The 12710-nt window shown below is 38.7% G+C and carries 13 protein-coding genes; all 13 read right to left on the bottom strand.

The window, feature by feature from the left end; translation table 11 throughout:
• Window positions 1-106: 106 nt before the first annotated feature.
• Window positions 107-979, bottom strand: a complete 873-nt coding sequence (ylqF, locus tag AC1Q6O_RS03595; protein WP_492400915.1) for a ribosome biogenesis GTPase YlqF — start codon at window positions 977-979, stop codon at window positions 107-109.
• A gap of 57 nt (window positions 980-1036) precedes the next feature.
• Window positions 1037-1600 carry a signal peptidase I gene (gene lepB, locus AC1Q6O_RS03590; RefSeq protein WP_008181292.1) on the bottom strand — a complete coding sequence of 188 codons (564 nt, stop codon included), beginning with the start codon at window positions 1598-1600 and terminating at the stop codon, window positions 1037-1039.
• Between the two features lie 105 nt (window positions 1601-1705).
• Complete coding sequence (gene rplS / locus AC1Q6O_RS03585) at window positions 1706-2050, bottom strand: 50S ribosomal protein L19 (protein ID WP_008181294.1); 345 nt, start codon at window positions 2048-2050, stop codon at window positions 1706-1708.
• A 116-nt stretch (window positions 2051-2166) separates the two neighbouring features.
• Window positions 2167-2904, bottom strand: coding sequence for a tRNA (guanosine(37)-N1)-methyltransferase TrmD (gene trmD, locus AC1Q6O_RS03580; protein WP_089985545.1), 738 nt, complete (start codon window positions 2902-2904; stop codon window positions 2167-2169).
• Window positions 2904-3419: a ribosome maturation factor RimM gene (rimM, locus tag AC1Q6O_RS03575; RefSeq protein ID WP_089985320.1), complete on the bottom strand. Its 516-nt coding sequence runs from the start codon at window positions 3417-3419 to the stop codon at window positions 2904-2906. The genes trmD and rimM overlap by 1 nt, the downstream gene beginning before the upstream one ends.
• A 346-nt stretch (window positions 3420-3765) precedes the next feature.
• Window positions 3766-3999 carry a KH domain-containing protein gene (locus AC1Q6O_RS03570; protein WP_004269410.1) on the bottom strand — a complete coding sequence of 78 codons (234 nt, stop codon included), beginning with the start codon at window positions 3997-3999 and terminating at the stop codon, window positions 3766-3768.
• A gap of 15 nt (window positions 4000-4014) precedes the next feature.
• Window positions 4015-4287, bottom strand: coding sequence for a 30S ribosomal protein S16 (gene rpsP / locus AC1Q6O_RS03565; RefSeq protein WP_004269411.1), 273 nt, complete (start codon window positions 4285-4287; stop codon window positions 4015-4017).
• 94 nt (window positions 4288-4381) lie between these two features.
• The gene (gene ffh / locus AC1Q6O_RS03560; protein ID WP_089985319.1) at window positions 4382-5740 is read right to left on the bottom strand and encodes a signal recognition particle protein; all 1359 of its coding nucleotides are present in this window, start codon (window positions 5738-5740) and stop codon (window positions 4382-4384) included.
• A gap of 12 nt (window positions 5741-5752) precedes the next feature.
• A complete protein-coding gene (locus AC1Q6O_RS03555) occupies window positions 5753-6088 on the bottom strand; it encodes a putative DNA-binding protein (RefSeq protein WP_008181685.1) in 336 nt (111 codons plus the stop codon).
• Window positions 6089-6429: 341 nt separating this feature from the next.
• Window positions 6430-7704, bottom strand: coding sequence for a signal recognition particle-docking protein FtsY (gene ftsY / locus AC1Q6O_RS03550; protein WP_089985317.1), 1275 nt, complete (start codon window positions 7702-7704; stop codon window positions 6430-6432).
• Window positions 7705-7706: 2 nt separating this feature from the next.
• Window positions 7707-11282, bottom strand: coding sequence for a chromosome segregation protein SMC (smc, locus tag AC1Q6O_RS03545; RefSeq protein WP_239354272.1), 3576 nt, complete (start codon window positions 11280-11282; stop codon window positions 7707-7709).
• Between the two features lie 3 nt (window positions 11283-11285).
• Window positions 11286-12050 (bottom strand): ribonuclease III, encoded by a 765-nt coding sequence (gene rnc / locus AC1Q6O_RS03540; protein WP_008181680.1) that lies wholly within the window; start codon window positions 12048-12050, stop codon window positions 11286-11288.
• Window positions 12051-12445: 395 nt separating this feature from the next.
• The gene (gene acpP, locus AC1Q6O_RS03535; RefSeq protein ID WP_008181678.1) at window positions 12446-12682 is read right to left on the bottom strand and encodes an acyl carrier protein; all 237 of its coding nucleotides are present in this window, start codon (window positions 12680-12682) and stop codon (window positions 12446-12448) included.
• Between the last annotated feature and the right edge of the window lie 28 nt (window positions 12683-12710).

Genomic DNA, 12710 nt, shown 5'->3' with positions numbered 1-12710 from the left:
CATTATGTAGCTTCATTTTTTTCCTCTATATAATTATTATCGGTAGGAAAATTCATTCCTAAAAGAAAAACTGTCACAAAGAGGGTGTGACAGTTTCCAATACTTTTTATTGTTCTGATTCTTTTTCTAGTTGTTCATCCACAAAATCAAATGTTAAGTTGCCTAATTGCAAGCCTCGAATATCTCGAACGATTAGTTGAGCTACTTGATCATAATCAATTTCTCCACCTGCACCAAACACGCGACGAAGTTTCCCAATATGGTCAAAGGTTTCAACCAAATCTTCATGGACGAATTCAAAGCCGTAACGCTCCTCCATACGCTTTGGATAATGAACGGATAAGAAACGTAAGCCGTATACTGCTAAGTCTTCCATGTTTGTGATGGTGTCTTTAATAGCTCCTGTTAAAGCTAATTTAAAGCCCACTTCTTGATCTTCAAATTTTGGCCATAAAATCCCTGGCGTATCTAATAGCTCAAGTTCTTTCCCGACCTTAATCCATTGCTGTGCCTTTGTTACACCCGGTGTATTTCCCGTTTTAGCAATATTTTTTTTCGCCAAGCGATTAATCAGTGTTGATTTCCCAACATTTGGAATACCAACAATCATTGCACGAATAGCTCGAGGCTTCATCCCTTTTGCTTTCATGCGATCAAACTTTTCTTTTAATATTTCCTGCGCTGCCTTTGTTACTTGTTGTAAGCCTTTACCCTCAAGGGAGTTAATGGCTACTGCTTTATGACCACGCTGTGCAAAATAATCTACCCATTTGCGTGTTTCTTGCTCGTCTGCCATATCCGCCTTATTCAAAATTAAAAGACGTGGTTTTTGATTAATGACTTCATCTATCATTGGATTACGAGACGATAAAGGTAAACGGGCGTCTATTAACTCAAATATAATATCAACAAGCTTTAATTTTTCTGTTACTTCACGTCGGGCCTTTGCCATATGCCCGGGAAACCATTGAATTGTCACTGCTTTGCCTCCTAAATTAAAAGAAAAAGGGAGTTCATAAACGCTCCCTTTCTTGCATTACTTTACAATTTTTATGTCATTAAACGGCCAGAAAATCAAACTTGTATTGCCGATGATTTCCTTTTGATCTACAAGACCAATATGTCGACTGTCTTTACTATTTCGTCGATTATCCCCCATGACAAAAACATACCCCTTTGGAATCTCATCTAATGAAACATCGATGTCTTTTAAGGTAAAGTCTTCTGTTAATGTTCCCCCTGCGATTTGAGCTTTATAAGCATCTAAATAGGGCTCATCAATTGGCTCACCGTTGATATATAATTGATCGTCTTTATATTCCAGTGAATCCCCTGGCAATCCAATTACACGTTTAATGTAATTTTTTTGTTCAGGCGCATGAAACACAACAATATCAAAGCGTTTCGGTTCACCTATTTTATAACCAATTTTATTCACAATCATGCGGTCGCCATCTTCAAGGGTTGGCATCATGGACTCACCATCAACTGCAATTGGTGTAAATAAAAAATATCGTATGATTGCAGCAATCGCAAATGCAATTAATAGCGCTTTTGTCCATTCCCATAATTCATTCTTTTCTTTCACCTGTTTTTCCATTGAGAAATGCCCCCTTGTCTAACACTATTTTAGTTGATAGGGAATTAAGATGACAAGCAAAAAGAAAAGGAGCTTGCGTACAAGCCCCTCACTTTTAAGTCATAATTATCGAATTTCTTTAATACGAGCAGCTTTACCACGTAGGTTACGTAGGTAGTAAAGTTTAGCACGACGTACTTTACCACGACGTACAACTTCTAAGTTAGCGATTTTTGGTGTGTGTACAGGGAATGTACGCTCAACACCTACACCGTAAGAAATTTTACGAACTGTGAAAGTTTCGCTAATACCGCCACCACGACGTTTAATTACTACACCTTCGAAAAGCTGGATACGTTCACGAGTACCCTCTACTACTTTCACGTGTACCTTAACAGTATCACCAGGACGGAAAGCAGGTAGATCAGTGCGAAGTTGAGATTTTGTAATTTCTGTAATAATGTTTGACATTGTTTTCTCTCCTTAGACAGATGCTCTTGCACGCAATCTATGCCACAGCGGAACACCGTAATTCAGTACTTCACATAGAAGTACAGATTAAATGTTATCATAAATATACTAGGCAATCAAGCATCTTGTTGATTGTTTTTAAGTTTTTCTAAATACAATTTTTGCTTGTCAGTTAAAGGATAATCATCGAGTAAATCAGGACGACGTTCAAAGGTTCTTTTCAACGATTGCTCCTCACGCCATTGCTCAATTTTTGCGTGATTGCCCGATAATAAAACATCCGGCACCTTCATTCCTCGAAATTCTGCTGGTCGAGTATAATGAGGATGCTCTAAGAGACCCGTTGAAAAGGAATCTTGTATATGTGAATCTTCTTGGCCTAATACACCTGGTAATAGGCGTACAACACTATCGATAACCGTCATTGCTCCTAGTTCTCCACCTGTTAAAACGAAATCTCCAATAGAAATTTCATCTGTTACAAGGTGCTGGCGTATACGTTCATCATAGCCTTCATAGTGACCACATAAAAAGACTAATTCCTTCTCCTGTGATAATTCTTCTGCTTTTTTTTGGGTAAATCGTTCTCCCTGAGGGCACATTAAAATGATGCGTGGTTGTTTTCCTGCACAAATTGCTTCTACAGCGCTAAACATCGGCTCAGGCTTTAAAACCATGCCTGCTCCGCCGCCATATGGATAGTCGTCCACTTGATTGTGCTTATTCCCCGAAAATGTACGGATGTCGGTTACCTCTAGCTTGACCGCATTTTTTTCTTGAGCTTTCTTTAAAATAGAAGCCCCGAAAACACCTGAAAACATATCGGGAAAAAGACTCAGCACATGAATATTCATCATAATAAACCTTCCATTACGTGAATGACAATTTTCTTCTCTACCACATCAATATCTTTCACGATATCTTCTATATAAGGGATATAATGCTCTTTCTTCGAGCCTTTAACCACCCATACATCATTAGCACCTGTTTGTAGAATATCGTTCACAACGCCAATTGTTTCGCCTTCTTCAGAAACAACTGTACAACCTATAATCTCATGGAAAAAGAATTCATTTTCTTGAAGGAGATCGTCAGTCATTTGATCTTTTGTCACTTTTAACAAACCTTCTTTAAACGGCTCGACCAAATTGATGTTATTCATACCTTCAAATGTTAATAAAATAAAGTTTTTATGACGACGCACTGATTGAATCGTTACCCAAGTTGGTTTTTTATCGTCCTTTTTAAAGGCAGCAAGCTTATTCCCTACCGCAAAACGTTCTTTTTCAAAGTCTGTTGTCGATAATATACGCACCTCTCCTCGAATACCGTGTGTATTGACAATTCGACCTACATTAAACCATTCCATTCAACTATCACCTCATTAAAAACGTACTACTCTCTCCCATTGCATTCATTCTCTTACTCAAATTCACTTTGGAAGAATGTAGGTTCAGCTAAGACAATCAATTGTCTCGTCCATATTAATATAATCAATTGTCTCTAGCTGTAATCTTTGTTGCCCTGTTTGTCCAAAATAAAAAGAACAACTCTAGGCGAAATAAAGAAAAAAAGGAAGGAACCTACAAGCTCCCTCCTTCTTAGTCCAGATATTACGCTTCATGCTAAAGTCCACTTCGAACTCCTAAGCGACATGTAAACACACCTATCAGGACTCAATTGTACTCGTTGCAAGAGCGCGAAAATCTTTTCTATTAATCCAATATATCGACGTAGGTCTTCTTTTGATGGTGACTACCTGCCGCTGAATAAACAATTGTACGAATCGCTTTCGCTACTCGCCCTTGCTTGCCTATGACTTTCCCTCGATCCTCTGGATGAACAAAAAGTTTATAAACAATTCGATTTGCATTTTCATCCGTCTCAATACGAACTTCTTCTGGATAATCGACTAACGGTAAAACGATTGCTTCAATCAGCTGCTTCAAAGACGTCGCCCCCGATTATTTACTGAATTTTTGGTTATGGAATTTCTCCATGATACCTTGTTCTGAGAACAGGTTACGTACTGTATCTGATGGTTTTGCACCGTCAGCTAACCATTTAAGAGCTTTCTCTTCATCAATGTTTACAGTAGCTGGTTGAGTTAGTGGGTTGTAAGTACCAACTGTTTCGATTTGACGGCCGTCACGTGGTGAACGAGCGTCTGCAACTACGATACGATAGAAAGGAGATTTTTTAGCTCCCATACGTTTTAAGCGAATTTTAACTGCCATTTTAATAGCACCTCCGAATAAGTTTCACACAAGATAGTATATTATCAATGTTTAGGTTGTTTGTAAAGTGTTTTTTCTTAACACCTAAAAATTATTATTTAAACAATGAATCAAAGCCTGGTAATTTCATTTTTTTCTTGCCCTTACCACTAGCCATTCCAGTCATTTGCTTCATCATTTTTTTCATTTCATCAAATTGCTTGATCAGACGATTCACCTCTTGAATAGAAGTCCCTGAACCTTTAGAAATACGCTTTTTACGGCTACCATTAATTAATTCAGGATTCGTCTTTTCTGCAGGCGTCATCGAGTAAATAATCGCCTCTACACGTCCCATTTGCTTATCGTCAACTTTAACATTATCTAAGCCTTTGATTTTGTTTGCACCAGGGAGCATTTTTAAAATTTCATCTATAGGTCCCATTTTTTTAACTTGCTGCAATTGCTCCACGAAATCATCAAGTGTAAAGGTTTGAGTCTTGAATTTTTCTTCTAACTCTTTGGCTTTTGCTTCATCTACATTGGCTTGGGCCTTTTCGATCAGCGATAGAACGTCTCCCATACCTAAAATACGAGACGCCATACGCTCAGGATGGAAAGGTTCTAGCGCATCCATTTTCTCACCCATACCGACAAACTTAATTGGTTTCTGCGTTACAGAACGAATAGATAATGCTGCACCACCACGAGTATCACCATCAAGTTTTGTTAAGACAACCCCTGTAATACCAATAGCCTCATTAAAGCTTTCTGCTACGTTTACAGCATCTTGACCTGTCATTGCATCGACAACAAGGAAGACCTCATCTGGCTCTTTTAATGCGCGAATATCTTTTAATTCTTGCATCAAATCCTCATCGATATGCAAACGACCAGCCGTATCGATAATTACGACATCATGATGCTCTTCTTTCGCCTTTTCAATTGCCTGACGTGCAATCTCTACAGGGGAAATATCAGTGCCTAACGAAAAAACTGGTAATGAAAGTTGTTTACCTAATGTTTCTAATTGTTGAACAGCTGCTGGACGATAAACGTCGGCTGCTACTAACAATGGTTTACGATTATATTTTTTCCTTAGAACATTTGCCAATTTACCTGAAGTTGTCGTTTTCCCTGCCCCTTGGAGGCCGACCATCATAATAACAGTTGGAGGCTTCGTATTAAATTTAATTGGACTTTGCTCGCCACCCATTAATTCTGTTAATTCGTCTTGTACAATTTTAATAACTTGTTGACCGGGTGTTAAGCTTTGCATAACATCGACGCCAACAGCACGTTCACTAACCTTTTTTACAAATTCCTTGACTACTTTTAAGTTAACATCCGCCTCAATTAAAGCAAATCGGACTTCACGCATCATTTCTTTGACGTCTTGCTCCGATACTTTCCCTTTGCCCTTAATTTTTTGGATCGTTCCTTGGAGTCGTTCCGCTAATCCTTCAAAAGCCATTGCTTTCGCCTCCTAATCCCATTCTTTCAGCTGTTCGATAAGCACTAGCTGCTCTTCAGCCGTCATACTTTGTTCTGTTATCCCCATTGTTAGCTGTGAAAGCATTTGGGTACGTTGTTGAAATTTTTCAAGTAAACATAATTTTTCTTCATATTCCTCAAGCATTGCTTCTGTTCGACGAATATTATCGTAGACAGCTTGGCGTGATACACCATACGATTCAGCGATTTCACCTAGTGAGTGATCATCCAAATAGTATAGTTCCATATAACTTCTTTGCTTATCTGTTAATAATGCTTGATAAAAGTCGAAGAGAAAGTTCATGCGTGTTGTTTTTTCAAGTAGCATCGAATGTTTCTCCTCCCGCTATTTAGTCATTTGTATCATAACGAAAAGCGCCCGTCTGTGTCAAGGTAATCTCCTTGTCTAAAAGCCTAATTTACTTACTTTCGGGCAATTCTTGCCTGTAGCTAGTATGACTCTTTCCAACAAGTCAATTCAACTGATCACAGTCGAGCGTTTCTACTCCACTACACTCAGTGGATTGGTGCCACATTTCTTAAGTTAAACATCGAGAGGTTAACCTAAAATGAATGACTCATAAAAAAACAAAACAAACATTCATCCCCTCCGATACATGAAGGAGATGAATGCTAGATCAAGATAAAATGACACTGCCCATTTTACTGTTATTCTTCATTATTTTGTAATTCTTTATCTAAACCATCGGCAAATAATCCATAGACATATCGTTCTGCATCAAATGGCTGTAAATCGTCCATTTTCTCCCCAAGACCTACAAATTTCACAGGAATGTGTAATTTGTTACGGATTGCAAGTACAATACCGCCTTTAGCTGTACCGTCCAGCTTTGTTAAAACGATACCTGTCACATTCGTTGCTTCTTTAAATGTTTGTGCTTGAACAAGGGCATTTTGACCAGTTGTTGCATCTAACGCTAATAATACTTCATGTGGAGCACTTGGAATTTCACGGGAAATGACACGATGTACCTTTTCAAGCTCGTTCATTAAATTCACTTTGTTTTGTAAGCGTCCTGCTGTATCACAAATTAACACATCTGCTTTTCTGTTTTTCGCAGCACGAATTGCATCATACATAACTGCCGCTGGATCAGAGCCCTCAGATTGTTTAATAACCTCACAGCCTACACGATCTCCCCACACTTGTAATTGATCGATAGCACCTGCACGGAATGTATCACCCGCAGCTAAAACAACTGTTTTGCCTTGGGACTTGAGACGACGAGCGAGTTTACCAATTGTCGTTGTTTTCCCTACACCATTCACCCCAACAAATAGAATGACTGTCAGTTCACCATCAGGCTGCATATTTAATTCAATTAAATCATCTTCACCTTGCTCATAAATTTCTACAAGCTTTTCAGAAATTAAAGTTTGGATACCATTTGTATCTTTTATGTTTTTACGTTGTACCTCGAAACGTAATTTATCCATCAGTTCCATGACCGTTTCAAAACCAACATCGGCCTGTAATAAAAGATCCTCTAATTCCTCAAAGAAATCCTCATCCACTTTACGATAACGTGCAACAAGGTCGTTCACTTTTGATGTAAAGGAATTACGTGTTTTTTCAAGGCCCGCTTTAAATTTTTGCGTAATAGACCAAGCAGAAGGTTTTTTCTCCTCTGTTGGTTGTTCCTCAATAATTTGTACTTCTAGCTGCTCTTCTTCCTCTATTGGAGAAGGCGGCTCTAAATCCTTTGTACCTTCGATGTCCGAAGATTGTTCGGATTCTGTAGTATCTTCTATTGGTGAGAATTGCTCAGAAGGTTCTTCAACAACAGTCTCAGTAGTGGCAGGTTCACCGCCTTCTTCTAATTCCTGTGGATGAGAATCTAAATCATGTTCAATGGCTTCTAGTTTTTCTTCGTCCGCTGGATTCCCCATCAATTTATCTTTTATACGTTTAAAAAAGCTCATCCTTATTTGCTCCTTTGCTCCGCAAGTACGGGTTCGTCTTCTAATTTTACTGATACAAGTTTTGATACGCCTGACTCCTGCATAGTTATACCATACAGGACATCCGCTCCCTCCATCGTTCCTTTACGATGTGTAATGACAATGAATTGTGTTTCACCACTAAACTTCTTCAAATATTGGCTGTAGCGCACAACATTTGCTTCATCAAGGGCAGCCTCTACTTCATCGAGAATACAGAATGGGACAGGTCTTATATTTAAGATGGAGAATAATAAAGCGATCGCCGTTAGCGCACGTTCACCACCAGAAAGCAAACTTAAGTTTTGTAACTTTTTCCCTGGAGGCTGAGCAACAATGTCAATGCCTGTTTCTAGTAAATTCTGCGGATCAATTAGCACTAAATCGGCTTGCCCTCCACCAAATAATTCACGGAATACACGTTTAAATTGTTCGCGAATCGCATAGAACGTTTCGCTAAAGCGCATTGTCATTTCTTCATCCATTTCTTTAATGGCTTCATGCAATGTTTCTTGCGCCGCAAGTAGATCCTCTCGCTGTTCAGTTAAGAAAGTATGTCGTTCAAGCACTCTTTCATATTCTTCAATCGCGCCTAAATTAACAGGGCCTAGCTCTTCAATTGATTTTTTAAGCAATTTAACACGTCGACGTACAAATTCCTCATCTTCTATAGCCTGTGCTTCTTCTTCTGCCTCTTCAAATGTTAACTGATAATTCTCCTCGAGCTGAGCTGTGAAATTGTCCATTTCAAATTCAACACGATTTCGTTTCAACTCATTTGCACGTATCGCTTCAAGATACCCCTTATGGATACGTTGTAATTCCTTCAGCTGAGCCTCTAACGATGAAAGTTCATTCTGTTGCCCTACTTTTTCCTCTTTTTTCTGAGAAATTGTCTCTTGTAGCGCATCTCTTCTGTTCTTCCATGTCAACACCTGTTCATCGACCTCTTCATCACTTAAATAATTTGTCGATTCATCAGATTGAAGCCACGATATTTCCTGAGAAATATTTTCAACTTTTTGTTGAGCTTTGTTTAATTGTAGGGCTAAGTCAGCTGTAGCTATTTGAACTTGTGACATTTGTTCTTGCATAACAGCTAATTGTGAGCGTTTTTCTGCCAATTGCTCACGTAATACATCTTTCTCTGTCTCACTTTGTAGCTTAACCTTACTTAATTGCTCAACGGTTTCATTGATTTCGATTAATTCTCCTGCAAGCGCACTTAAACGTTCCTCTGCTTCTTGCTTTTGAGCCAATAATGACTCTTCACGTGTTTTAACATCCTGTGTTTCAGTCGAAGCAAAGGTTACTCTAGCCGATAAGCTTTTTTCTACAGCCTCTAGCTCACGTAAACGACCCGCCTGCTGCATCTCATCTTTTCGTAATTGCTCCCCTTCAAGCTTCAATAGCTCTACTTGATCTCGAAGTGTTGCTAGCTTTTCTTTTTCCGCTGCAACAGCCTGTTCTGCACCATAAATGGAAGCTTGCAATGTCTCTAACTTAAGAATTAAACCATCTAATTCTGCTTTTCTTGTAAAGAGTGAAGATTGCTGTTTAAGGGCACCACCCGTTAACGAGCCCCCTGCATTAACAATATCTCCATCAAGTGTAACCACTCGATAACGGAATCCACATAATCTAGCAATTTGACTTGCCCCTTCAAGATTTGCTGCAACAATGACATTGCCTAGAAGATTTTCAACAATCGTTCGATTATCTTCATTAAAAGTCACTAACGCATCCGCCATCCGAATGAATGCTGGGTGCTCAGTTGCTAATTGGATAGTCGCTAAATTAATTTTACGTGATTTCATTACGGTTTTTGGTAAAAAAGTAGCACGCCCAGCTCGCTTTTGCTTTAGCCAATGAATAGCCTGTTGGGCATGGCGTTCATTAGTTGTAACAATATGCTGAGAGGCGGCTCCTAAAGCCGTTTCTATCGCTTGTGAGTATTTCCCCTCAACCTGGATTAATTCAGCTACAGCACCCTCAATACCTTGTAATTCACCTTTATCTCGTGCAAGCAGCACTTCTTTAACCCCTTGGAAAAACCCTGAAAAGTCAGCTTCAAGCTCCGCTAACGTATCTTTTCTAGCTTTTAGTTGCTGTTGATGCTGATAAGCCTTATAAAGCATATCTTGCTTTTCAGTAAAGGTAGAATTAACATTTTTCAACTGTATTTGTAAAGCTTCATATTGTTCTAGCTTTTCTTGTAAGTCATTTGTTGTTGAAGTATGTGCAGCTATTAGCTGTTCTTTTTCAGCAACAATTTGCATAAGCTCTTGCCCGATTTCATCAGTTTGGTCGGACATTCGTGTTGCCATAGCTTTTTGTTGAGCCAACTGCTGATCGATATTTTTCAACTCATTTTTGATGGTCGCTTCTTCATTCAACGAATCGATATATCGGTTTTTTTGCTCCTCAATTTCTTGTTCGATTTCCGTTACGGAGCGATTTAAAGATTGCTCTAACTGTTTAATGCTTTGTTTGAGCACCAACACGGCTTGTTGTTTTTCAGAAAATACGTCTTTTTTCTCCTGCTCCTGCATAAACAGTGCCTCTACTTCTGCTTTGGCCTCTTGTAATGACGTATTCAGCTGCTGTAATTGATTGGACGCATTTTGACGCTTTTCAGCCATTAGCGCCTTTCGTCCATCCCAACGTTCTACCTCCATTGTGGCATTGACTAGGTCAGCTTGAGAAACATCCAAATATTCATCAAGTTCTTTTAATAGCTTGCGAATATTAGTTGTCTGTTTATCGAAAGTAGCAATATCTTGAGCTTGCTTTTGCTCTATCTCAGATAGGTTTGTGTACTCTTCTTTAAGCGCACGCAAAGATTGTGCACAATTTTTAAAATCATGCACAAGAATGGCAATATCAAAATCTTTTAGCTCAGTAGACATTTGTACATAGTCTCTTGCACTAGATGCTTGCATTTCAAGCGGTCCAAGTCGACTGTCTAATTCATGAAGAATATCTAATACACGATATAAATTCTCATCTGTCTCAACAAGCTTATGCTCTGCTTTTTTCTTTCTTATTTTATACTTTAATACGCCAGCTGCCTCTTCAAAAATCGAACGACGGTCATCAGGTCGGCTATTTAAAATTTCATCGACACGACCTTGTGAAATTATAGAAAATGCCTCTTTTCCAAGCCCTGAATCCATAAACAAGTCCGTAATATCCTTCAGGCGACACTGCTGGTTATTTAATAAATATTCACTATCACCTGAACGGTATACGCGTCTTGTTACGCTGACCTCTGTATAGGAAAAAGCAAGTTGCTCGTCGGTATTATCTAATATTAGTGTTACCTCTGCAAAGTTGAGTGGCTTCCGAGAGTCACTCCCTGCAAAAATTACATCTTCCATCTTTGATCCACGTAACGACTTTGCCGATTGCTCACCAAGTACCCAACGTATTGCATCTGTGACATTACTTTTTCCACTGCCATTTGGTCCCACAACTGCTGTAACACCGGGTACAAAATCAATACCAATGCGCTCCGCAAATGATTTAAAGCCAATCACTTCTAGTCGTTTTAGGAACATCTTTTAAGCCTCCTCTTTCGCAGCTTCTTCTCGCATCATTCGCATCGCACATTGTGCAGCTTGCTGCTCGGCTTCTTTTTTCGATTTTCCCCGACCTATACCAAGCTCTTGTCCGTTCAGTAAGACGCTTGATACAAAGGTACGATTATGTGCAGGACCTTTTTCATCAATGATTTCATAATGAAGAAGTCCATTATTCGTTTGCTGTACCATTTCTTGCAATTGGCTTTTAAAATCCATCACATGCGAAAAAGCACCGACTTCTACTTTTGGGAACACGATACGTTCTAAAAAAGACACGACCGTTTGTAAATCCTGATCTAAATATAGGGCACCTACAAATGACTCAAACACATCTGCAAGTAGTGCTGGGCGTTCCCGTCCACCTGTTAATTCTTCACCTTTTCCAAGTAAAACAAAGCGACCAAAGCCTAGTTCATTCGCAAAAATAACTAGAGATGGTTCACAAACAATGGATGCTCGTAACTTTGTTAACTCACCCTCGCTCATATTCGGGTATTTCTCAAAAAGATATTTAGAAACAGACAGTTCAAGTACTGCGTCTCCTAAAAATTCAAGACGCTCATTATCCGTAAATAACTTACGGCGATGCTCATTCACATAAGATGAATGCGTGAATGCTTGATACAATAAATTTTTATTAACAAATGTGATATTTAATTCATGCTGTAACAGCTCGAATTGATTGCGTACTTTTTCAGGAAGTACGCCAGATTTCTGCATAGTTCCTTTTCTTTTCATAGCCATTGAACAAATCTGCCTTCCTAATAGTTTCTACCGTTTTAGTGTACCTTTTTCAAAGCGTTTATGCAAAAGTATTTCGGCTTAAACACAATATTTTGGAAAATTTTTAGAAAATTTATTTCAAATTCAATAAAGCCTTGGCACATTTGCGTCCGAATCGATCTTCGGAATATAAATCCACTGTATAATTGACACAAAAAAGGGACGTCCATAGATCGTAAACCGATCTATTTCGTCCCCTTTGAATACATCTTTGTCTATTAGATCTGCTTCTTTGTAAAGAAAAGCAGTAAACTATTTCTCTTTATTCAACCAATCATAAATACGATTTGTATAATTACGATAACCATTACACCTATAAGGGTGATAAATTTCTGCTAAATAAAGTATAAACGAAATTAGTTAATTTTACTTTCGATGTATGAAATTGCAGAACCTACTGTTGAGATTTTTTCAGCATCTTCATCAGAAATTTCCATATCGAATTCGTCTTCAAGCTCCATTACAAGCTCAACTACGTCTAATGAGTCAGCACCTAAATCATCACGGAAAGAAGCTTCAAGTGTTACTTCGCTTTCTTCAACACCTAAACGGTCCACGATTACTTTTGTTACGCGTTCTAATACTGTAGACAAATGATTCACCTCCCCTCAAATGATTATA

This window comes from Lysinibacillus sp. GW823-FHT06C08 (genome assembly GCF_058795135.1).
Note: the sequence above shows the minus strand (reverse complement) of the source record. Positions and strands in the feature narration are given on the sequence as shown.

Bases quoted from the DNA above. Each gene is read 5' to 3' on its own strand.
- AC1Q6O_RS03555 (WP_008181685.1), bottom strand. From the start codon at position 6,088: ATGCTACTTGAAAAAACAACACGCATGAACTTTCTCTTCGACTTTTAT.
- rplS (WP_008181294.1), bottom strand. From the start codon at position 2,050: ATGTCAAACATTATTACAGAAATTACAAAATCTCAACTTCGCACTGAT.
- rpsP (WP_004269411.1), bottom strand. From the start codon at position 4,287: ATGGCAGTTAAAATTCGCTTAAAACGTATGGGAGCTAAAAAATCTCCT.
- trmD (WP_089985545.1), bottom strand. From the start codon at position 2,904: ATGAATATTCATGTGCTGAGTCTTTTTCCCGATATGTTTTCAGGTGTT.
- smc (WP_239354272.1), bottom strand. From the start codon at position 11,282: ATGTTCCTAAAACGACTAGAAGTGATTGGCTTTAAATCATTTGCGGAG.
- lepB (WP_008181292.1), bottom strand. From the start codon at position 1,600: ATGGAAAAACAGGTGAAAGAAAAGAATGAATTATGGGAATGGACAAAA.
- ftsY (WP_089985317.1), bottom strand. From the start codon at position 7,704: ATGAGCTTTTTTAAACGTATAAAAGATAAATTGATGGGGAATCCAGCG.
- rimM (WP_089985320.1), bottom strand. From the start codon at position 3,419: ATGGAATGGTTTAATGTAGGTCGAATTGTCAATACACACGGTATTCGA.
- ffh (WP_089985319.1), bottom strand. From the start codon at position 5,740: ATGGCTTTTGAAGGATTAGCGGAACGACTCCAAGGAACGATCCAAAAA.
- rnc (WP_008181680.1), bottom strand. From the start codon at position 12,050: ATGGCTATGAAAAGAAAAGGAACTATGCAGAAATCTGGCGTACTTCCT.